Annotated in this window: 18 protein-coding genes and 1 pseudogene; 2 read left to right on the top strand and 17 right to left on the bottom strand. The window is 68.0% G+C overall.

The features are described from left to right. Positions 1-24 precede the first annotated feature (24 nt). Positions 25-1,467 carry a DUF362 domain-containing protein gene (locus C1878_RS07970; protein ID WP_241963661.1) on the bottom strand — a complete coding sequence of 481 codons (1,443 nt, stop codon included), beginning with the start codon at positions 1,465-1,467 and terminating at the stop codon, positions 25-27. Positions 1,468-1,547: 80 nt separating this feature from the next. On the opposite strand from C1878_RS07970, the gene C1878_RS07965 reads away from it, so the two are divergent. Continuing rightward, a complete protein-coding gene (locus tag C1878_RS07965) occupies positions 1,548-2,162 on the top strand; it encodes a Type 1 glutamine amidotransferase-like domain-containing protein (RefSeq protein WP_114601085.1) in 615 nt (204 codons plus the stop codon). 55 nt (positions 2,163-2,217) lie between these two features. Here the strand turns inward: C1878_RS07965 and C1878_RS07960 are convergent, their stop codons facing one another. The 4 genes from C1878_RS07960 to C1878_RS07945 are packed head-to-tail and all read right to left on the bottom strand — an operon-like array spanning position 2,218 to position 7,348. Then, positions 2,218-2,985, bottom strand: a complete 768-nt coding sequence (locus tag C1878_RS07960; RefSeq protein ID WP_114601084.1) for a DmsC/YnfH family molybdoenzyme membrane anchor subunit — start codon at positions 2,983-2,985, stop codon at positions 2,218-2,220. After that, complete coding sequence (locus C1878_RS07955; protein ID WP_241963660.1) at positions 2,985-3,911, bottom strand: molecular chaperone; 927 nt, start codon at positions 3,909-3,911, stop codon at positions 2,985-2,987. Before C1878_RS07955 ends, C1878_RS07960 begins: the two co-directional genes overlap by 1 nt. After that, entirely contained in the window at positions 3,908-4,483 is a 576-nt protein-coding gene (locus C1878_RS07950) for a 4Fe-4S dicluster domain-containing protein (RefSeq protein ID WP_114601083.1), read from the bottom strand. The genes C1878_RS07955 and C1878_RS07950 overlap by 4 nt, the downstream gene beginning before the upstream one ends. Before the next feature lie 3 nt (positions 4,484-4,486). Continuing rightward, positions 4,487-7,348, bottom strand: a complete 2,862-nt coding sequence (locus C1878_RS07945) for a molybdopterin-dependent oxidoreductase (protein WP_114601082.1) — start codon at positions 7,346-7,348, stop codon at positions 4,487-4,489. Between the two features lie 194 nt (positions 7,349-7,542). Here C1878_RS07945 and C1878_RS07940 point away from each other — a divergent pair, with 194 nt between their 5' ends. Then, complete coding sequence (locus tag C1878_RS07940; protein ID WP_114601081.1) at positions 7,543-8,424, top strand: LysR family transcriptional regulator; 882 nt, start codon at positions 7,543-7,545, stop codon at positions 8,422-8,424. Between the two features lie 144 nt (positions 8,425-8,568). Here C1878_RS07940 and C1878_RS07935 read toward each other — a convergent pair whose 3' ends face one another. From C1878_RS07935 to C1878_RS07880, 12 genes and pseudogenes are all read right to left on the bottom strand, one after another. Beyond that, positions 8,569-9,606 carry an aromatic ring-hydroxylating dioxygenase subunit alpha gene (locus C1878_RS07935; RefSeq protein WP_241963659.1) on the bottom strand — a complete coding sequence of 346 codons (1,038 nt, stop codon included), beginning with the start codon at positions 9,604-9,606 and terminating at the stop codon, positions 8,569-8,571. Positions 9,607-9,796: 190 nt separating this feature from the next. Further along, positions 9,797-10,102 (bottom strand): annotated as a pseudogene (locus C1878_RS07930) (peptide chain release factor-like protein); the annotation flags it as partial. A gap of 190 nt (positions 10,103-10,292) precedes the next feature. Continuing rightward, on the bottom strand, positions 10,293-11,234 hold the full coding sequence (locus C1878_RS07925; protein ID WP_114601078.1) for a HipA domain-containing protein: 942 nt from the start codon (positions 11,232-11,234) through the stop codon (positions 10,293-10,295). Positions 11,235-11,554: 320 nt separating this feature from the next. Then, the gene (locus tag C1878_RS07920) at positions 11,555-13,228 is read right to left on the bottom strand and encodes an AMP-binding protein (RefSeq protein WP_114601077.1); all 1,674 of its coding nucleotides are present in this window, start codon (positions 13,226-13,228) and stop codon (positions 11,555-11,557) included. A gap of 306 nt (positions 13,229-13,534) precedes the next feature. Continuing rightward, positions 13,535-14,086, bottom strand: coding sequence for a helix-turn-helix domain-containing protein (locus C1878_RS07915; protein WP_114601076.1), 552 nt, complete (start codon positions 14,084-14,086; stop codon positions 13,535-13,537). Between the two features lie 146 nt (positions 14,087-14,232). Continuing rightward, positions 14,233-14,769, bottom strand: coding sequence for a 2-oxoacid:acceptor oxidoreductase family protein (locus C1878_RS07910; protein ID WP_114601075.1), 537 nt, complete (start codon positions 14,767-14,769; stop codon positions 14,233-14,235). Continuing rightward, positions 14,766-15,614 carry a thiamine pyrophosphate-dependent enzyme gene (locus tag C1878_RS07905; protein ID WP_114601074.1) on the bottom strand — a complete coding sequence of 283 codons (849 nt, stop codon included), beginning with the start codon at positions 15,612-15,614 and terminating at the stop codon, positions 14,766-14,768. The genes C1878_RS07910 and C1878_RS07905 overlap by 4 nt, the downstream gene beginning before the upstream one ends. Before the next feature lie 3 nt (positions 15,615-15,617). Beyond that, on the bottom strand, positions 15,618-16,691 hold the full coding sequence (locus C1878_RS07900) for a 3-methyl-2-oxobutanoate dehydrogenase subunit VorB (protein ID WP_114601073.1): 1,074 nt from the start codon (positions 16,689-16,691) through the stop codon (positions 15,618-15,620). 6 nt (positions 16,692-16,697) lie between these two features. Next, positions 16,698-16,904, bottom strand: a complete 207-nt coding sequence (locus C1878_RS07895; protein WP_114601072.1) for a 4Fe-4S binding protein — start codon at positions 16,902-16,904, stop codon at positions 16,698-16,700. Between the two features lie 71 nt (positions 16,905-16,975). Next, positions 16,976-17,731: a ParA family protein gene (locus tag C1878_RS07890; protein WP_241963658.1), complete on the bottom strand. Its 756-nt coding sequence runs from the start codon at positions 17,729-17,731 to the stop codon at positions 16,976-16,978. 74 nt (positions 17,732-17,805) lie between these two features. Next, on the bottom strand, positions 17,806-19,584 hold the full coding sequence (locus C1878_RS07885; protein ID WP_114601071.1) for an AMP-binding protein: 1,779 nt from the start codon (positions 19,582-19,584) through the stop codon (positions 17,806-17,808). Between the two features lie 132 nt (positions 19,585-19,716). Next, positions 19,717-20,301 carry a helix-turn-helix domain-containing protein gene (locus tag C1878_RS07880; protein ID WP_114601070.1) on the bottom strand — a complete coding sequence of 195 codons (585 nt, stop codon included), beginning with the start codon at positions 20,299-20,301 and terminating at the stop codon, positions 19,717-19,719. Positions 20,302-20,518: the final 217 nt, after the last annotated feature.

The following is a 20,518-nucleotide window of genomic DNA, read 5'->3' as shown; positions in this document are numbered from 1 at the left end:
AAATGGAGATCGTGCACAGCGCGCTCAGCGCAGGATGCGGACGAGCTCGATGCCCTCCGCCTCGCCGCGGTCGCGGCTGTACAGGCGCTCGATCGCGTTGTTCCAATGCTCGTGCACGCCGAGGCTCTCCACCGGGTTGCCCGCTCCGTCGCGGTAGGCGGCGCCCGATGGCGGCGCGGACGCAAGCGCGGCCTCGTGCAGGTAGTTCTCCACGCCCAGATTGCCGTCGAGCGCGGCGTTGCGGCTCGTGACGGCCGGCTGGTTGATGAGGAAGTCGGCGCCCACCGAGTCGATGGCCACCGGGTCCTGCGACATGAACAAGCTCGCCGCGAACCCGCCGTCGAAGGGCGCGCCCTCCCACAGTGCCGCCTCACGCGTGACGCTGGCGCCTTCGGAGGTTGCCGTCACCAGGCCGTCCAGCATCCACAGCACGGTCTTGCCGCCCAGCAGGTGGTTGGCTATGAGGTCGACGAGCACGGTGTAGCTGCCCATGGTCTGACCGGACACGTAGCGGTGGATGCCGGCCGCCTCGGGCGGGCGCAGGCGGCTGGAGTTCACGAGCGACCCGAAGTGGTTCTTCCCGCAGAGCGTGAGCCCGTAGCTGTGCCCCTTGAGGCTCGCGAGGTTCACCAGGTAGTCGGCCTCGGACACGCAGGCGGGCACGACGTTGGCCGCACCGGACACGTCGGCCGACCAGTTGACAGGCGCGGCCTCGTCGCCCGCGGCGTCGTTCGGGCCGCCCTGGTCGTTGTAGCGGAACCGCACGCCAGCAAGCGCGCCCCCTGAGCAGAGCTCCATCATATGCGCCGGGAAGATGCGGCACACGTCGTACACCGCGATATCGCCCGGCGCCACGCCCGCGTCCTCGACGAGCGACAGCAGCAGCGCCCGCAAAAGCACCGGCGTCGTGTAGCTCATGGCGCTGTCCTCGTCGGATCCGAAGGTGCCCGCGCCGTTCATGTTCGCCTTGACGGCGATCCTCTGTCCCGCCCGGTAGCCGCCTTCGCGCCCGACGCGCGCGTTGTACGCCTCGAACAGCCTGCGCCATCCGGCCGCCGCGTCGTCCGCGCCCGCCGCGGCGGCGACGCCGTCGGCCACCATCCGCCGCACCGCGACCTCGTCGAAGTGCTCGCGTTGCCACCAAAAGCCCGATCCGTCCCAGGTCACGGCCGCCGCGTCGCGCACCCACGCCACGCGCCCCGGCATGGCGCCCACCCCGCGCCCCAAGGGCTCGTGCGGCGGAAACGCCGAATCGTAAGGAAGATGCACGGCGCCCGGATCCTCGGGCCCGGGCGCCGGCGCGGCGGAGGCGCCCGGCTGCTCGGGCAGCGGCTCGGGCTGTTCCTCACCGCCCGCGCATCCGCCCATGGCCCCTGCCAGCGTCGCCGCGCCGAGCGCGGCCGCGCCCATGACGAACGTGCGGCGATCCATGCTCGCCGCCTTGCGCATGCCCTTCGTCTCGTTCACCGCGACCTCCTTCATCGTCGTTTCTCTGATACCATACCCATTGGAGCGCGCTTCAAGTCAAGCGGGAAAGGACGGCTCGCATGGAGAGATTGCTGCTCGTATCGATGTTCCAAAACGCCACGGGCCTCTTGCAGGAAATCGAGCCCGACCTCAAAGGCAAATCCGTCGCGTACATCCCCACCGCGAGCCGCGTCGAGCGCCTGGGATTCTTGGCGCGCATGACCCGCTGGGTGCTCCGCGGCATGGGCCTGCGCGTGAACGTGGTCGACGTGTCAACCGCGTCCCGCGAAACCGCGCGCCGCGCGCTGGCCGACTGCGACCTGGTCTTCGTCGCGGGCGGCAACACCTTCTACTTGCTGCAAGAGCTTAGGAAATCGGGAGCCGACGCGCTGCTCGTCGAAGCGGTGCGCGCCGGGAAGCTCTACGTCGGGGAGTCGGCCGGAGCCATCGTCGCGGCTCCCGACATCGCGTACTCGCGCGCGATGGACCATCCCGGCCAAGCGCCCGATCTGCACGACTTCACCGGCCTTGGCCTCGTGGACTTCTACCCGGTGCCCCACGAGCGCAACCCCGAATTGGGTCCCGCCGCCGACCGGATCATGCGCGAGCACGGCGGCACCCTCGACGTGCGCCCCTTCGACGACAAGCAGGCCATTTACGTGGAAAACGGCGTCGCGCGCATCCTAGGCGCGTGAGCGACCTGCCCAAAATGTCCTGAAAGGGGCCCGACCCCTTCCAGGACACCGAACGCTACAGGATGCTCGCGGCGTAGAAGGCGTAGCGAGCCACGGCCACGCCGACGAGCAGGCACGCGAACACGACCGGCGCCGCGGCCTTCCCGGACAGCTTCCCCTTCCACGCCAGCAGCGCGCACGCCGCGCCCGCAACCGCCAGCACGGTGCCGACGACAAAGGGCTCCATGCCGTGGCCGAGGCCGACGAAACGCGCCGCCACGGCTACCATGCCCGCTGCTGCGAGCACCGAGAGCGCGGCAGACGCGAAAGCGAACGCGCCCTTGCGGTACAGCCCGCTGTCGAACAGCGCGAAGAGCGCCGCGCCCATCCCTAAGTCGCCCGCAACGAACAGCACGAGCGTCGGCCACGCGGCCCAAGCCGGGTTGCCGTAGGCCGTGAAGTAGGCCCAGCCCATGATACACATGAGGCCGAGGGCCGCCACCGCGCCCAAGACGCCCACCGCGCGCGGGCTTTCGCCCTTGCGCGCCCGCAGCGCCAGATCGACCAGCAACAGCACGCCGAACGCTATGGACCAGTAGGCCTCCTCGGCGATCATGGAGGAGAGGTTGGACAACGCGAGCAGGAAGCGCTCGGGCCGCCCGAGATGGCCGAGCACGCCCAGCAGGCCCGCGCCCAGAAGCACGATGCAGGCGAGCGGGAACAGCCAGGAGCGCTTCGCATCGCGTCCGGCGCTCGGGAAGAACGCGCCCACCACGTACGCGCCGGCCGCCAGGCCGCCGAGCGTCGTGAACGCGAACAGGGGGAATTCGGAGATCATGTCCATCACCTTCCTTGCCCTGGATCCGCGCACGGACGCAAGGCCTCAAGTTCGTAGTCCTCGATGCCGAAGGGGCGCATCGCCTCGAGCGACGCGAGCGCGCCGCCCACTTCCGCGAACGCCGCGACCTCGGGGGGATCGATCGGCGCAGCCTCAGCCTGCTCGCCCGCCCCGTCGGTCCGACCCTCGGCCCAGTAGGCCGCCTCGGCCAGAAACGTGGCGTCCACGGCGCAGAACGCCGCCAACGCCTCGACCGTCTGCGGGTAGAGCACCGCCGTCTTCGACGCGCGCAGGCTTTTCGCGAACGCCGCCAGCCACGTGTTCATGTGCCCCTCGACGAACGCCCGCTCGCCGCGCAGCTCTGCGGAGAGCGCGGCGGCCTCGCCCGCCCGGAAGGCGCCCAGCGCCTCGCCCGCGCGTCGAGCCAGGTACGCGCACATGAGCGCCACATGGTCGTCGGGAACGCGCTGGACGCGCTTCGGCTGCAGGCCGTGCGCCCGGTAGGCCGCGCGCACGGCAACCGTGTTTTCTTGGAACAGCGTCATCTCCCGCGAGCGGTACGGCGACTCCCACGTGGGGGCCGGCAGCGCTCCCGGCCCCACGAACAGGCGCGTGTACTCGTCGCGCGCCGCGTCGAGCAGCCCCGCTCGGTCCTCGCGCGCGGCCAAGGCGGCCAGGAAGCGACCGAGGCCGCGCAGCGATTCGTCGTCGGCGGCGTACTCGTCCACCACGTCGGCCGTCGCCGCGCCCAGAAGAACGTCCAGCAGTTCCGCGTCCGGCGCTGCGCCGAACAGCTTGTGGAACAGCGTGTACAGATACGCGCGGGAGAGCAGCAGTCCCTCGAGCTCCAGCGCCTCGGCGCGCGCGTCGCCCAGATCCGCAGCTGCGTCCAGGGTCCCGGCCGCAGCCGGGACCGCGCCCTTCGCGCTCACAGCTCCACCCGGTTGAAATCGTCGCGCAACGAGGCGGGCGTCGGGTCGAGCAGCAGGTTCGGACCCGTGATGCCGGCGCTCGGAAGCACGGGCACCTCGCTCGCCGCGTCGCCGTGCTTCGCGCGCAGCTCGTCCATGTCGCCGAACTCGATGGCGCGCATGGGGCACGCGTCCACGCACACCGGGTTGCGGCCGTCCTCGCGCAGCGCCTTGCAGGCGTCGCATTTCACGATCATGTTCTCGGCCTCGTCGAGCTGCGGCGCGCCGTACGGGCACACGATCATGCAGTTGCGGCACACCACGCACCTGTCGTCGACGTGCTGCACCGTGCCGTCGTCGGATTTGAACATGGCGCCGGTGGGGCATCCGGCCACGCAGGCCGGCTTCTCGCAGTGGTTGCACGACACCGACACGTGGAACATCGCCACGTCGGGGTAGGCGCCGCACTCGAACGTCTCCACGCGGCGCGTGCGGGGGCCGGCGGTCTGGAGGTTGTGCCGATCCTTGCAGGCCACCTGGCAGGTCTTGCAGCCTATGCAGCGCTGCACGTTCACGTAGAATCCCAAGCTCATGGTTTACGCCTCCTTGCCTTCGTAGATTCCCTCGACGGTGTAGGCGGGCGTCCCCTCGGCGTCGACGCCGGGTGCCAAAAACGGCCCGCGGTCGCAGTCGGCAGGGATGGGCTCGCCGTCGTACTTCGCGATCTCGATGAGCAGGCTGTTGTAGCCGTCCACCTGCGGGAAGTAGTTTGACTGCCGGCCGTCGGAGAGCATCTGCTCGGACCCGCCGCGGTCGACGATGTTCTCGGGGTCGCTCTCGTCGAGCAGCGAGCGCACGCCGTGCGGAATGGCAACCGTGCCGGGCATCATGGACTGGAGGGGCTGGGCATGGCGCAGCATGCGTCCGAAATCGTTGTAGCACACGACCGTGTCGCCGGCCTCGATGCCGCGGACGGCGGCATCCTGCGCGTTCATGAACACCGGGTTCTTGAACGCCTCCTGAGTCCATGTCATGTTGTCGTAGCAGGTGTGCGCGCGGCGCATGTAGTGCGGCGTGTAAGCCTGCAGCGGATAGGCGCCCTTCACCTTGTTGTCCCAGTCGGCGAACGTCTCCTGGTAGCCGCGATAGGGAACGAAGTAGTTCGCGTAGGGCTTGATGGGCTCGGGGTTGAGGCCCGTGCGGTTCGCGTTGTCGGCCTTGAACTGGCAGTATATCTCCAGCTTGCCCGAGAGCGACGGGCGCGGCCACGCGGTGTCGGCCACAACGACCTCGCCGTTCTCGCCCATGCCCAGCTTGTCGTTCAGGTAGCCGATGTAGTTGCGCGCATCCCCCTCGGAACGCTGCGCCACGTAGCTTCCGTCGGCCATGAACCGGTCGAACGTCACCTTGCCCTGCTGCTCGGGGTAGTCCGCATGGTATTTCTCGTTGTCGGCGGCCGTCCAGGTGATCACCGGGTCCCAGCGCGACAGGTCGCTCGACAGCTCGCGCATCCCCAGGAAATAGCCCAGCCACTGGTCGTAGTTGCTCTTGGGGTACGCCTCGTCGGGGTCGAAGCCCATGCGCTCGACGATGTCGCGGCAGATGCGCTTCTCCTCGCGCGCCTCGTACATCGGCTTCACCAGCGGGCGCCAGGCCACCAGCGCGTCCTTGCGCTGCTTCTGCCCGTTGCCGTCGCCGAAGGGGCTTGGCCAGCAGAGCTCGCCCCACGCCTCGTCGTCGTTGCCCTCCCAGTGCGTGGCCACCGGCAGGATGACGTCGGCGAACGAGGCGGTCAGCGAGAACTTGATCTCCAGGGAGATGCAGGTGTCGGCGGCGCGCATCACCTCGATGGCAGTGGACAGGTCGCCGCGCGTCTGCATAAAGTTGCTGCACGTGGCGAACATGAGGCGCGGGTTGACCGGCATCTCGCGCGCCTCGTGGTAGGTGGGCGTGTTGGAGCGCAGCTTCGCAGGGTCGTCGCCCGAACCCAGGTCGTAGGGGCCCTCCGACGTGGAGAGGTACTTCCCCGCGGCAAGCGAGCTCCACCACGAGTTGCCCTCGATGCAGCGGTTCGGCCCGGTGGCCGCGGGAGCCGCCACCAGGTTGTCGATGTAGCCGTAGTCGCCGCCCGCATGCTGGATGATGCGGTAGCCCGAGTCGCCGGCGTCCCACGTGTAGATGGCGGCCGAGCCGTGGCCCGACTTGCCGTAGTGGCCTCCGAGCGCGCTCACGGTCATGAACGCCTGCGGCAGGTTCTCCGCGCCCAGAACGCGGGAGGCCGCGTAGCTGTGGAAGAACACCACCTTGTTGTCCTTGCCGGCCAGCTCGGCGTACCACGTGATGTCCTCCACGGGCGTGCCGCAGATCTCGCTCGCCCACTCCGGCGTCTTCGGCTGCCCGTCGTAGGCGCCCAGGATGTAGTCGCGGTAGTTCTCGTCGGTCGTCGCGTCCTCGGGCATGGTCTCGGGCGTGAAGCCCACCGTGCGCTCGTTCACGAAGTCCCAGTCGATGACGTTCCCGCGCTCTTCGTCCAGGCGGATCATCTCGTAGACCACGGCCAACAGGAACGCCGTGTCGGTGCCGGGGCGCACGCGGATCCACCGCGCGCCCAACTGCGAGGCGGTCACGTTGTAGCTGGGGCCCACGTACACGAACTCGGTGCCGGCCTCCTTGGCGTTGTTCAGCCAGTACATGCTGGAGTGCTGCGCCCACGCGGGGTTGCAGCCGTACAGCACGATGGTGTCGGCGTTCGGCAGGTCGTACTTGTCGGGGCCCATCATGATGTCGGGATGGTCGCCCCAGGAGTACAGGCCCAGCGCCTCGGTCTGGAAGGCCCAGCAGCCGAACGACTCGGTCTCGGTGTTGTACACGGCGCCGCCGATGACGGGGAACATGGCCGAGCCGGGCGCCCAGCGCCAGCCGTTGCAGATGACGGCGTCCTGGCCGTACTCCGCGTACACGCGCTTCAGCTCGCCCACCACCAGATCGAGCGCCTCGTCCCAGCTTATGCGCTCCCACTCGTCCTTGCCGCGCAGCTCGCCGTGGGCGTTCGCACCGCCGCCGGGCTGCCAGCTCTTGCGCTTCATGGGGTACTTGATGCGGTCGGCGTTGTACACCTGCTGGCGCAAGCTGCGGCCGCGCAGGCAGCCGCGCTGCTGCGGGCGGTCGAAGCTGTCCTCGCGGGCATCGTCGGTCTTCTGGCGCACCACCACGCCGTCCACCACGTAGCCCATGTTCAGGCACATCTGGTTGCAGTTCTGATGGCAGTGGATGGGCATCCACTCGCCCCTTCCGCCGACGACGCTGGCATCGGACGCCACGACGTGCGCGCCGTCGCCTTCGGCCGCCTGAGCGCCCGCAGCGCAACCGGACAGCCCGAAGGCCGCCGCAGCCGCCGTGGCCGCCGCCGTCCCTTTCAGGAAATCGCGCCGCTTCAGGCTTCTGTCGAGCAGTGACATATGCTCCCCCTTCTCCTCGATGTCAGAGGTTTCTCTCTAGCCCAGATGGTAAGACGCCTGCTACAATATGAAAAATGCCTATAGTGAAATGTTCTGTATGCATGTTTTGCATAGCTGGGCAACAGCCCGCCCCCACGAAATACCGGCGACGCGTCGCCTGGGGCCGCTCCGGGCTACAGCAGAAAGGGATCGACATGGAACTGAGGACGCTCGAGTACTTCCTGGCCGTCGCGCGCGAGGGCAACATCTCGAACGCGGCGAAAACCCTGCACGTGACCCAGCCGACGCTCTCGCGCCAGCTGTCGTCGCTCGAGAAGGAGTTCGGACGCGAGCTGTACACGCGGGGCCCCAAGGGCATCGAGCTGACCGACCAAGGGGCCATCCTGCACCACTACGCCGAGTCCATCGTGGAAATGGCGCGGAAGGCCGAGAGCGACATGATGCCGCCCGAGCGCTCCATTGGCGGCACCGTGCATATCGGGGCGGGCGAATCGCAGGCGATGGCCCTCATCGCCCAGGCCATGGACGAGACGCGGCAGAGCTACCCCGCCGTCGACTTCGCCATCCACAGCGGCACCACCGCGGAGTTGAAGGACGGGCTGGTGCGGGGGTTCTACGACGTGATGCTGGAGTGCGAGATGCGCGACCACGCCAAGATGAACACCATGCCGCTGCCGATCACCGACACGTGGGGCGCGATCGCGCTGCGCGACAGCGCCGTGGGCCGGCTCGAGGGAATAACCCCTTCCGACCTGGAGGGGCAAAGCATCGCCGCCTCGCGCCAGGCGCTCGCGGGAACCCTGCGCGATTGGGCGGGCGACGCGCTCGACCGGATGCACGTCGTCGCCACGTTCAACCTGCCCTTAAACGGCAGGTACCTCGTGCGCCAGGGCATGTGCTGCATGCTCACCTACGAGGGCCTCTTCGACACGAGCGAGGGCAGCGACCTCGTCTTCGTCCCCTTCGTCCCGCGCTTCGAGGCGCACCAAGGGCTCGTCTGGCGCTCGACGATGCCCAACCGGCAAACGCAGGTGTTCCTCGACGCCATGGAGCTGGTGTGCGAAGAACGCAGATGATCGGGCTGTTCTCACTTGCCCGCCGAACACTTGCCGGAACGGCAGAAAGACGGCCTTGCAACCGCCCTCGCCCGTCCGGTTGAACGGACCCGCCCTTGCCGCCTCCCAGCATCGCAGCCGCCCGGCCGCGAACGCTTCGCCGTTCTAGCGTCCCTCGGCGGCGCGCTTGAGCTCGTCGCGGCGGGAGCGGAACTCTATGACGGGACGGTCGCCGCGCAGCAGGTTCTCGCCCATCTGCAGCTCGGTCTTCTTCGGTCGCTGCGTGAGCACGACGCGGCGGTCCTGGTGCAGGATCACGCCGTTCGCCACGTTGCCGAGGGCGCACACGAGGCCGAGCAGGACGGGCACGCGCACCATGCGCTGGTAGAGGCGCAGGTATATCTTCACGTGGTCGTCGTCGATAGGCGCGAACGCCGCGAAGATGCGCAGGTCGTCGGAGATGCGATTCTGCCAGAGGTTCGGCACCCGGTACTGCAGGCTGTTCAGCTGCTCCCAATCCTCGATCTCGTCGGCCGTCTGCGGCGTCTGGCCGCGGTCGGGCTCGTTCTTCACGTAGAACGTGAGCGTGTCGGCGTCCCATTTCGTCACAGGTCCGTTCACGACCGTCTTATGGCCCCGCCCGATGGTGTTCGGATGCACGAACGGCAGGTGGATCACGTCGAGCTGGTTCTCGATGGCGCGCGAGTAGTGCACGTCCCACACCTCCGAGCGCTCGGCGTACGGGAAGCCGTGGCGAAGCTCCTGGAACATGGGCAGGTCGTCGGGGGCGTCGGCGGGCTTGCCGTAGAACACCCAGATGAAGCCGAACGCGTCCACCGCCAGCCACGGCCGCACGCGGAAGTTCTCGGGCACCTCGGCCCCAAGGCCGTTGGCCGGGATGGCCACGACGCGCCCGTCGGCCGCGTAGCGCAGGCCGTGGAAGGGGCAGTGCACGTGCCCGCCCTCCACGCGTCCCGCCGCGAGGTCCGCGCCGCGATGGCAGCAGGTGCCGTCCAAGCAGGCCACGTCGCCCTCCGCGTCGCGCCACAGCACGAGCCGCCGCCCGAAACGCACGACGCCCACAGGGCGGCCGGGCTTCACTTCGGAGGATGCCATGACGGCGTACCACTGGTCGGGGATCATGAGGGCCTCGCTTCCTCGCGCGCGGGACCGGGCCGCACGCGTGCTTGTCGTGGCCTTCATTGTCACGCCCTCGCAGCGCCCCGCGCAACCAACGGCTCGCCAGCCGCTGCGCAACGCGCCGGCAACGCGGGAACCCGTGGCTGGCGCGCCGACGATCGAAGACGGCCGCCACGGACGCAACCAGAACCCTTCCGCCTCGGTCGGGCGGCCGCAGCCGCGCCGCCTACCTCGATTCGGCCGAGCGATCCGCTCAGTCCCCTTCCACGCGCCGACGCTTGGCCTTCGTCTCGGCGCGGCGGCGCTTGTCGGCCAGGCGCGCCTCCTTGGCCCGGCGGGGAATCTTCGTGGCGCGGCGCACCTTCGGCGGGCGCGCCTTGGCCTCGAACAGGCGGCGCAGCTTCTGCAGGCAGAGCTGCCGGTTGCGGAACTGGCTGCGCGACTCGCGCGACGTGACCGCGAGGCCGCTCGGCAGATGCGTCATGCGCACGGCGGAGTCGGTGGTGTTCACGCACTGGCCGCCCGGCCCGCTCGCGCGGAACACCTGCACGTCGCAGTCGCGCGCGATCTCATCGAGCGGCTGCTGCGCCCAACGGGCGAAGTCCCGGTATGTCGGCTGATCGGAATCCATGGCAGGTATCATACCATTGCGGCAGGAGATCCTTCGACCTGCGCTCAGGATGACATGGGGCGAGCCCTTTCGGACTGCGCTCGGGACGACGCGGGGCGGGCCCCTACGGCGGCAGAGCCTATCCTACGATCCGCCGATAAACGGGAAGAAAGCCCTCCTCCAAACGGCGGCGGAGCAGCAGCTTGTGCGAAGATCGCACGCCCTCCGTCATGAGCGGTCGACCGAACGCCTCGGCGGGCACGCCGTCGATGACGGCGAAGACGGCGTCCAGGTCCACCGCTTCGACGAACCGGACCACGGCTGCGTCCAAATCGGGGTTGCGCGTGGAGGCGAGGTACTCGAACGGATGGATGGCGCGGCCCCGGCCGTCCTCGGTCGGCAACCGGTAGCACGACACGTTCGTGCCGAACGCATCCTGCTCGATCTCGTCCTCGTCGGACAGGCGGCTCTCGACGAGGGAGGGGCTTCTTTTGCTGAACAGCGAGCTGCCCAAATCGTACACCGGTGCCAGTTCGTAGGAGCGCGTCGCGTCCATGAGCAGGCCCCAGTTGCCGTTGTTGCGGTCGGGGTTCTTGATGAAGGCGTCCGTCACGAACATGTCCCAGAAACGCTCCCGCACGCCCGGCACCGCTCGCAGAAGCTCGGATGTCTCGATAGCGGCCAGCACGTCGCCCAAATACACGCTCTCGCCGTCCGACGGCGCCGAGCTGAAGCCCGCATCGTCATCCGAAAGCGCGTTCTTGATCTCCCTGAACTCGAACAGGCGCTTGTCAGGATACGTGAAGTCCTTGCATGCGCACACGACCTTGCCCGCCCGATAGCCGAGCATCGTCTCGTGGACGGGAATGCCGAGCGACGCGTAGATGCGCGCGCCCACGTATTCGGAAACAGGGCTCGATGTGTAAGGAGGCAGATGCCTGCCCTGCAAATCGCGCGTGGTGCGCGGGTACTTCGCGATCCACGGCTCGCCGTCGATGAGGATGCCCTCTTTCTGCCCTGCGCGCCCTCCGTAGAAAAGGCCGCTTTTCCCGCAATCGCGCAGATCGACGATCTCGACCATGCCTCGCACCTCCCGTCCTGTCTACACTGCACGCAATGTGCTTGATTGTACCAGAAGCAAGTTAAACGCGGTTGCCATGCGGAAAGAGCGGGGAGGTTGGTGCCCGCCGGAGGGTTCGCCGTAAAGCAAAAACGCCTTCGAAGAGCAACCCGGGGAACCTCAGTAAGGGCGGGCTGCTGCCCGCCCGGCGCGAACGGTCGCAACAAAAAAAGAAACGCGGCAAGCGCACCGTGCGCTCGCCGCGTTGTCGATCTGCTTTTGTCGTTTCGGCGTCGGGCGAGCGGCAGTCCGCCCCTGCGGGCAACCGGCGAGGTTTTCCGTCAGTCCTCGATGCCGTCGTTGTTGCGGATGAGCTTGCGCTTGATCTTGCCGCCGATGGTCTTGGGCAGCTCGTCCACGAACTCCACGATGCGCGGGTACTTGTAGGGCGCCGTCGTGTGCTTCACGTGGTTCTGAAGCTCCTTGACCAGCTCGTCGGAGGGCTCCCAACCCTTCGCCAGCACGACGGTGGCCTTCACCACCTTGCCGCGGATGGGGTCGGGCGCGGCCGTAACGGCGCACTCCACCACGGCGGGATGCTCCACGAGCGCGCTCTCCACCTCGAAGGGGCCGATGCGATAGCCCGAGCACTTGATGACGTCGTCGTTGCGACCCACGAAGAAGCAGTAGCCGTCGGAGTCGCGCCACGCCATGTCGTGCAGGTTGTAGTACTCCCCGCCCACGGCCTCGCGCGTGCGCTCCTCGTCGCGGTAGTAGCCCGTGAACAGACCCGGCGGGTACGCCTCCTTGAGGCCCGTGACGCAGATCGCGCCCTCCTCGCCGTCAGGAACCTCGTTGCCGTCGTCGTCCAGAAGCTTGATGTTCAAAAGCGGCGACGGTTTGCCCATGGAACCGGGGCGCGGCTCCACCCACGGGAACGTCGCCAGCAGCACCGGGCCCTCGGTCTGGCCGAAGCCCTCGCGGATGTTCTTGCCGGTCAGGCGCTTCCACGCGATGGTCACCTCGGCGTTCAGCGGCTCGCCCGCCGTGGCGAAGTTGTGCACGCTCGACAGGTCGTAGGACGCCACGTCCTCCTGCAGCATGAAGCGGTACATCGTGGGCGGGGCGCAGAACGTGGTCAGCCGGTAGTCCTGGATCTTCTGCAGCAGCTTCGCGGGCACGAACTTGTCCATGTCGTAGGCGAAGATGGTGGCGCCGGCTATCCACTGGCCGTAGATCTTGCCCCAGCCGAACTTCGCCCAGCCGCTGTCGGTCACGCTCATGTGCAGCGCATCCTCCTCCACCTGCTGCCAGTACTTCGCCGTGATGATGTGCCCCAGCGGGTGCGCGAAGTTGTGGCGCACGGCCTTCGCCATGCCCGTGGTGCCGGAGGTGAAGTAGATGAGCATGGTGTCCTTGCTCGTGACGCCGGCCTCTCCGCACGGACGCTCGAACGTCTCGGACTCACCCGCGATGAGCTCGTCGAACGGGGTCCAGCCGTCGCGCTCGCCCGCCACGATCACACGGTTGGCGATGGAGGGCGAGTCGGGCAGCGCCTCCTCGGCCTGCGCGCACACGTAGTCGTCGTTCACGCACACCATCATCTTCACCTGCGCGTTGTTGGCGCGGTACGCGATGTCCTTCTTCGTGAGCTGCAGCGACGCGGGGATGATGGTGGCGCCCAGCTTGCACAGCGCGACGGCGCACACCCAGTACTCCCAGCGGCGGCGCAGGATCATCATGACCACGTCGCCCTTGCCGATGCCGAGCTTCGCGAACGCGTTGGCCGCCTGGTTCGACAGGCGCGACAGGTCGGTGAACGTGAACGTACGCTCGCCGTCGTGGTCGTCGCACCACACGAGCGCCCGCTTCTCGGGCTCCACGCGCGCCCACTCGTCCACCACGTCGAACCCGAAGTTGAACGCCTCGGGCACGTCGATTCGAAAGTTCTCGAAGAAGTCCTCGTAGGAGTCGAACTCGATGCGGGGACAGTATTTCTTGAGTATGTAATCCACGTGCAGCGCTTTCCTCTCGTACCGATACCTGCAATTTCCCGGCTCCGCCGGAACGGGCGATCAGGAGATCGCCCCTACGCTCGACCTGCAAAACCCCGCAGGTTGGACTTTCTCACCCGTCGTCGCCGACAAGTTCGTCTCCCCCGGTCGCTCCTCGTCCAGCAAGAGAGCCTGCGGGCGGTGGAGGCGGCTCGCGCGCAGATTCCGCACGAGCCGAACAGCCCAGCGGGCTGTTCGTGCGAGCTCAGGACTGCCCGAGCACGAGCCGCCTCCACCGCCCGCAGGCCCGAACTCGCAGGTCGAAACTTACTCCGCGATGATGGTGACGAACTTGGCGGGCACGTCCCCCTCGCAGCGTTGGCCGTGCGGATGCTCGGGGTTGAAGTAGATGCTGTCGCCCGCGCACAGCTCGAACTCCTTGTCGCCCCACGTCACCACGACGCAGCCCTCCAGCACCAGGTTGAACTCCTGCCCCGAGTGCGTCACGAGCTTCGCGGGCTCGTCGGAGGGGTCCAGCACCACCAGCAGCGGCTGCATGATCTTGCCGCTGTAGCGCCATGCCAGGTCCTCGAAGTGGTAGCCCGGGTAGCGGTCGACCTCGCGGCCCTCCCCCCAGCGCACCACCTGGTAGGTGTCGAGCTTGGCGGCCGTGCCGGTGAGGATCTCGGTGAACTCCACGCCGAACTTGTGGGCCATGTGGTAGATGGCCGAGATGGGCACGTCCTCGCCCGTCTCTTCCCAGCGCTCGTAAGTCTCGAGCGGCACCTCCAGGTCGCGCGCCATCTCCTCGCGCGTGACGTCGCACGCCTCGCGCAAGCCTTTGATGCGCAGCCCTATCTCGTGCAGTACCTCAACCATGCGGTTCCTTTCTTGCTCTCGGCGACGCCGCGGGGTTTGCGTCGTCGCGTTCTCGCGCTGCGCGCGAGCGGGCGCTCCGGAGAGCGCCCCTACGGGTTCAACCGGCGAATCCGTCCCAATCGGTTCGTCCTGCGAATCCGCCTTGCTTACGCTTCCATTCCCAGGCGCAATGCCTTCTTGTTCATCTCCAGCATGGCGGCTTTACCGGCCGGCACGCATTTCTCCATGGCCTTCCAGAGCGTGTCCTCGGCGCAGAACCGCGTCTCGGCGTACAGCTTGCCGGCCATGATGATGTTGGCGAGCTTCTTGAAGCCGGCCTCCTCGGCCATGGCCGTGGCAGGGATGGCGCACATCTTTGCTCCGGGGATGTCCGGGATGTCGGCGATGAGCGTGGAGTCGGCCACCACGACGCCGCCCTCGGCCACGGCGTCCGCGAACTTGTCCAGCGAGGGCTGGTTCATGGCGATGAGCGCGTTGGGAGAGAGCACGAGGGGGCTTCCGATGGGGTCGTCGGACAGGCACACGCTGCAGTTCGCGGTGCCGCCGCGCATCTCGGGGCCGTAGGAGGGCAGCCACGACACCTCGCGGTCCTCCAGCAGGCCGGCGTAGGCGATGAGCTTGCCGGCGAACAGCACGCCCTGCCCGCCGAAACCGGCGAGCACGATGTTCAGGGAGCGGCTCATCGCGCACCTCCTTCCGCCTGCGCGGCAGGGTTCGCGATCGGGCAGTCGGCCGCGCGCGCCGCGGCGGCTTCCGACGCGTTGGCGAAGCCCTCGGCGCGCACGTCCTTGTACACGCCCAGCGGGTAGTACGGCAGCATGTTCTCGCGCATCCACGTGAACGAGTCCTGCGGCGTCATGCCCCAGTTCGTGGGGCACGTGGCCACCACCTCCACGAGCGAGTAGCCCGCGCCGTCGATCTGGGTCTGGAACGCCTTCTTGATGGCCTTCTTCGCCTTGCGCACGTTCTTCGGGCAGTCGGCCGTCACGCGCTCCAGGTACGCCACGCCGTCGAGCGAGCTCAGCAGCTCGCACACGCGGATGGGGAACCCGGCGGCGTCCGTGTCGCGGCCGTAGGGGCTCGTTTGCGTCACCTGGTTCGGCAGGCTCGTGGGAGCCATCTGGCCTCCCGTCATGCCGTAGATGGCGTTGTTGATGAAGATGACGGTGATGTTCTCGCCGCGCGTGGCCGCGTGGATGGTCTCGGCCATGCCGATGGAGGCCAAGTCGCCGTCGCCCTGGTAGGCGAACACCACGCCGTCGGGATGCACGCGCTTCACGGCCGTGGCGACCGCCGGGGCGCGCCCGTGGGCGGCCTCGATCATGTCGCAGCCGAAGAAGTCGTAGGCCATGACGGAGCAGCCCACCGGGGCCACGCCCACGGCGTCGCCCTCCACGTCCAGCTCGTCCAGGCACTCGGCCACCAAGCGGTTGATGATGCCGTGCGTGCAGCCCGGGCAGTAGTTCGTCACCACGGGCAGCAGGGCGTGCGGGCGCTCGAACACGGTCTTCAGTTCCTTCTCAGCCATGGGTTACTCCCCTCCCTTCGTCATGCGAGCGTTCAGGTCCTCGATGCGGGCCAGCACCTCCACGGGCGTCGGGATGACGCCGCCGGTGCGGCCGAAGAACTCCACGGGGCGGCGTCCCGCCACCACGAGGCGCACGTCGTCCACCATCTGGCCCATGTTCATCTCCACGTCCAGGAACGCCTTGGCGGTGGGAACGACGGCTTCGATGGCGTCGGTCGGGAACGGCCAGAGCGTGATGGGGCGCACGAGACCGGCTTTCACGCCCTTCGCGCGGGCCTCGACCACGGCGCTGCGCGCCACGCGGGCGCTCGCGCCGAAGGCCACGACCACGATATCGGCGTCTTCCGTGAGGAACGTCTCGGCGCGCTGCTCGTCGCGCTCGATGGCCGCGTAGCGCTCGTAGCGCTCCACGTTCAGGCGCTCCAGCTCGTCGGCCGTGAGGTACAGCGAGTTCACCACGTTGTGGGCGCGCTGATGCTTGTGGCCGGTCGTGGCCCAGGGCTTCTCGACGGAGCCGCCGTGCGGCTCGGGCATGACCACGGGCTCCATCATCTGGCCGAGCATGCCGTCGGCCAGGATCATGACGGGCGTGCGGTACTTGTCGGCTACGTCGAAGGCCGTGAACGCGTAGTCGGCCATCTCCTGCACCGTGGAGGGCGCGTACACCACCACGCGGAAGTCGCCGTGTCCGAGCGCGCGCGTGGCCTGCCAGTAATCGGCCTGCGAGGGCTGGATGCCGCCCAGGCCCGGACCGCCGCGCTGCACGTTGATGATGACGCCCGGAAGATCGGCGCCGGCCATGTAGGAGATGCCCTCGCCCTTGAGCGAGATGCCCGGCGACGAAGACGACGTCATGACGCGCGCGCCGGCCGCAGCCGCGCCGTACACCATGTTGATGGCCGCGATCTCGCTTTCGGCCTGCAGAAACGTTCCGCCGACCTTCGGCATGCGCTTCGACATGTAGGCCGCGAGCTCCGTCTGCGGCGTGATGGGATACCCGAAGAAGAAGCGGCAACCGGCGCGCATCGCGGCTTCGGCGAGCGCCTCGTTGCCCTTCATGAGCACTTTCTCTGCCATGTTCCCCTACCTCTCTACCGTGATCGCAACGTCGGGGCACATCGTCGCGCAGGACGCGCAGCCCGTGCACGTGCCCAGGTCGGTGCAGTACGCGGGGTGGTAGCCCTTCGCGGTGATCTTGTCGTTGTCGAGCTCCATGATGTGCTCGGGGCACGCGTCGACGCACAGGCCGCACCCTTTGCAGAAGCGGTCGTCTACGCTGATTCTCGCCATGATCCGCCTTCCTCGTCTCGTCCGTATGCTCGCGCCGGCGGCGGTTGGCGCCCGCGCGCTGCTCTCTCGTCTTATTGCCAGGGAGTTCTTACATATACTTGCACAGGATAGAGCGCTTGGCTCCCCCCATTCGGCGCAAGGTGGGTGATTTTCCGGTCGGCGACCTGCCCCGTCGCGCCGGCCGGCACCGTGGTGAAGGCGAGCGGCAGGCCCGCGAGCCGCGCCACCTCTTCCGCGAACGGGATGCCCGCGGCCACTACGGCCTCGTCGGTGCATTCCTGCAAATGCGTGTTGTTCGCAACGGCCGTGGCGGAAAGGTGCGACTTCGCCTCGATCTCGCGCAGCACCTCGGCCGCCTCGGCGGGCTCCTGCGTGAGGTTGCGGCTGCGGTTCACCACGTAGAGCATCTCGTAAGGCCCCGCCGCCACGGCGTGCGCGAAGCGCCCGAGCGCCGTGGCTCCCACGTCGTCGCCCCCCGCGTCGATGACGAGCAGGCGCCCCTCGTGTGTGCGCGCCTGCTCGATGGCCGGCAGGATGGTGCCCGACAGGCTCGGCCCGTCCAGGTTCGTGCCGGCGAACACGGGCGCGATCACGCGCACGCCCGCCTCGTCGAGCAGCCCCGCGTAGTCGCTCGAGCGGAAGAACGGGTTCACCACGTCCAAGTCGACGATCGTCGCCTCGAGGCCGCGCGCCGCGGCGTCGAGCGCCAGGTTGAGCGACAGGTTGGTCTTGCCCACCCCGTAATGCCCGCACACCACGAGGACGGGCGCGTTTGTCATCCTGAGCGCAGGGAGCGAAGCGACCGTAGTCGAAGGATCTTCGGCCAAGGGGGTCTCCCGTTCTGGAAGATCCTTCGACTCCGCGCCTGCGGCGCTCCGCTCAGGATGACAAGAGGCGCCCATCACACCAGCCCTTCCGGGGCGGCCTTCTCGTCCACCTCGCGGATGGCGGCGCGGCGGATCTTGCCGTTCACGGTCTTGGGCAGGGCGTCCACGTACTCCACGATGCGCGGGTACTTGTAGGGCGCCGTGCGCTTCTTCACCCACGTCTGCAGCTCCTTGGTGAGCAGGTCGCTTCCCGCGAAGCCGGGAGAGAGCACCACGGTGGCCTTCACGGCCTTGCCGCGCACCGGGTCGGGCACGCCCGTGACGGCGCATTCCTGCACGGCCTCGTGCTCCAGGAGCACGCTCTCGATCTCGAAGGGGCCGATGCGGTAGCCGCTCGACTTGATGACGTCGTCGTTGCGGCCCACGTACCAGAAGTAGCCGTCCTCGTCGCACCAGGCGGTGTCGCCGGTGTGGTACCAGCCGTCGTACACGGCCGCGGCGGTCTTCTCCGGGTCGCGGTAGTACTCCAGCATGATGCCGGCGGCCTTCTCGTGCACGTCGATGCACACCTCGCCCGTCTCGCCCGTGTCGCAGCGGGTGCCGTCGGCGCGCTGGATCTCCACGTTGTACAGCGGCACCGGCTTGCCCATGGAGCCGGGGCGCGGCGTCGACCCCGTGAGGTTCGCGATGGTGAGCGGTGTCTCGGTCTGGCCGAAGCCCTCGTAGATGGTGAGCCCCGTGTGCTCCTTCCAGAAGTCGAACAGATCGGGGTTCAAAGCCTCGCCCGCCGTGGTGGAGTACGCGAGCGTGGACAGGTCGTAGGCATCCAGGTCCTCGGCCATCATCATGCGGTACATGGTGGGCGGGCAGCACAGCGTCGTGATGCCGTGCTTCCCGATGAGCGACAGGATCTCGGAGGGGTGGAAGCGGTCGAAGTCGTACGTGAACACGCACGCCTCCATGAGCCACTGGCCGTAGTACTTGCCCCACACGGCCTTGCCCCAACCGGTGTCGGCGATGGTGAAGTGCAGGCCGTCGGGCTGCACGTTGTGCCAGTGCTTGGCCGTGACCAGGTGCGCGATGGCGTACTCGGAGTCGTGCAGCACCATCTTGGGGTTGCCCGACGTGCCGGAGGAGAAGTACATGAGCATGGGGTCGGCGGCGGCCGTCTCGCGGCGTGCGAAGTCCTCGCTCGCGGCGCGCACGCCCGTGTTGAAGTCGAGCCAGCCCGCGCGCTCGGCAGGGGCGGCGCAGACGCCGTCCGGGCCCGAGAGGGCCGCGCCCAGCGGCAGGCCGTCGTCGGGGAACACGAGGTTGCCCTCGGCGTCCTCGGGCGTGAGTCCGCCTCCCGCGCCGTTCACCAGCATCTTCACCTGCACGGTGGGGCACGCCTCGGCCACGTTGTCCATCACGCTCGCGATATCGCCGAGCGACGTGGCGATGACGGCCTTGATGGAGGCGCCGTTCAGGCGGTACTCCAGGTCGTGCTCCTTGAGCATGAACGTGGCGGGCACCATGACGGCGCCGAGCTTCGCAAGCGCGGTGGCCACGAACCAGAACTGGTAGTGGCGGCGCAGGATGACCATCACGTAGTCGCCCCGCCCGATTCCGGCTTCGGCCAGGTAGTTCGCCGTCTTGTCCGACCACCTCTTCATGTCGGCGAACGTGAACACGTGCTCCTCGCCCTCGGGGTTGCACCACACCATGGCGCGGCGGTCGGGATCGAACGCGCCGATGTCGTCGACCACGTCGTAGCCGAAGTTGAAGCCGGCGGGGCAGTTGACGGCGAAGTCGGCGAGCAGGCCGTCCTCGTTGTAGCGTTCGGTGACGAAGCGAAGGTTGATGTTTCTCATGGTTTCTCTTCCTTGGGAGCAATGCGGCAGGCAATCCGCCGCGAGACGGATACGATCATCGGTGCGTCGGCGCTCGACCGCGGGTCCTCCGGCCCCGTCGCGCAGCGGCGGGCCGGCGGGCGGCGGCAGCGCCTAGATAATCGTCTCCCCGTGGGGCTTCATGACGACGGCCAGGAACACGCACGGCTCGCCGCCCGTGGCGATCATGCCGTGGCCGCGGCCCGAGTCGTACATGAGCAGGTCGCCGGCCTCCAGCTCCTCCACGTGGTCCTCGTAGGCGAAGCGCATCTTGCCGGAGATGATGTAGTCGAGCTCCTGCCCCACGTGGTAGGACAGGTGGATGGGCTTGTCCTGCTCTTCCGGAAGGTACGGTGCGGTGACCAGGAACGGCTCGGCCAGCTTGTTCTTGAAGTGGGGCGCCTTGTGCAGGTACTCGAAGCCCGCGCGCCGCTTGATGGACAGCCCGTCGGCCGCGCGCGTGAGCGAGTAGCCCGACAGGTGCGGGTTCTCGCCCGTCAGAAGCTCGATGACGTCGACGCCCAGGCGCTCGGCGCACTTGTACAGAAACGTGAAGGACAGGTCCTGCTTGCCCGACTCCTGGGCGGCGTACTCGGCGACGGAGCGGCCCGTGGCGTCGGCCATCTCCTGCATGGTGATGTCGAGGTCTTCGCGCAGCGCCCGAATGCGCCCCGCCACCTCTTCGATGTTCGGCTCCATAGAAGTCGCAAGACCTCCTTCTCAGGTGAAGCGGCATCGCCGCGAAGGCGGTGCCCGACCGATAAAAGTCCTCATATTGTATAGCACTTTAGTCGGTTGCAGTGCGAGAAGGGGGAAATCTTCGCAGGCGGCCGCGAGGCCTCGCGAGAAAGCGGCCCGCCTTCCCCGCCGGGGAGCACCGCCCCGCGCGACGATCCGGACCGCGCAGAAGCGGGCC

It is taken from the genome of Gordonibacter sp. 28C (assembly GCF_003339845.1).
Classification (GTDB): Bacteria; Actinomycetota; Coriobacteriia; order Coriobacteriales; family Eggerthellaceae; genus Gordonibacter.
The sequence above is the reverse complement of the archived record's forward strand: the minus strand, read 5'-3'. Positions and strand labels throughout refer to the sequence as shown.

What these genes read in the sequence shown, in the direction of transcription:
- C1878_RS07940 (WP_114601081.1), top strand. Translation starts at nt 7,543, where the DNA reads ATGGAACTGAGGACGCTCGAGTACTTCCTGGCCGTCGCGCGCGAGGGC.
- C1878_RS07965 (WP_114601085.1), top strand. Translation starts at nt 1,548, where the DNA reads ATGGAGAGATTGCTGCTCGTATCGATGTTCCAAAACGCCACGGGCCTC.
- C1878_RS07960 (WP_114601084.1), bottom strand. Translation starts at nt 2,985, where the DNA reads ATGGACATGATCTCCGAATTCCCCCTGTTCGCGTTCACGACGCTCGGC.
- C1878_RS07915 (WP_114601076.1), bottom strand. Translation starts at nt 14,086, where the DNA reads ATGGTTGAGGTACTGCACGAGATAGGGCTGCGCATCAAAGGCTTGCGC.
- C1878_RS07905 (WP_114601074.1), bottom strand. Translation starts at nt 15,614, where the DNA reads ATGGCTGAGAAGGAACTGAAGACCGTGTTCGAGCGCCCGCACGCCCTG.
- C1878_RS07945 (WP_114601082.1), bottom strand. Translation starts at nt 7,348, where the DNA reads ATGTCACTGCTCGACAGAAGCCTGAAGCGGCGCGATTTCCTGAAAGGG.
- C1878_RS07895 (WP_114601072.1), bottom strand. Translation starts at nt 16,904, where the DNA reads ATGGCGAGAATCAGCGTAGACGACCGCTTCTGCAAAGGGTGCGGCCTG.
- C1878_RS07880 (WP_114601070.1), bottom strand. Translation starts at nt 20,301, where the DNA reads ATGGAGCCGAACATCGAAGAGGTGGCGGGGCGCATTCGGGCGCTGCGC.
- C1878_RS07935 (WP_241963659.1), bottom strand. Translation starts at nt 9,606, where the DNA reads ATGAAGGCCACGACAAGCACGCGTGCGGCCCGGTCCCGCGCGCGAGGA.
- C1878_RS07885 (WP_114601071.1), bottom strand. Translation starts at nt 19,584, where the DNA reads ATGAGAAACATCAACCTTCGCTTCGTCACCGAACGCTACAACGAGGAC.
- C1878_RS07950 (WP_114601083.1), bottom strand. Translation starts at nt 4,483, where the DNA reads ATGAGCTTGGGATTCTACGTGAACGTGCAGCGCTGCATAGGCTGCAAG.
- C1878_RS07925 (WP_114601078.1), bottom strand. Translation starts at nt 11,234, where the DNA reads ATGGTCGAGATCGTCGATCTGCGCGATTGCGGGAAAAGCGGCCTTTTC.
- C1878_RS07900 (WP_114601073.1), bottom strand. Translation starts at nt 16,691, where the DNA reads ATGGCAGAGAAAGTGCTCATGAAGGGCAACGAGGCGCTCGCCGAAGCC.
- C1878_RS07910 (WP_114601075.1), bottom strand. Translation starts at nt 14,769, where the DNA reads ATGAGCCGCTCCCTGAACATCGTGCTCGCCGGTTTCGGCGGGCAGGGC.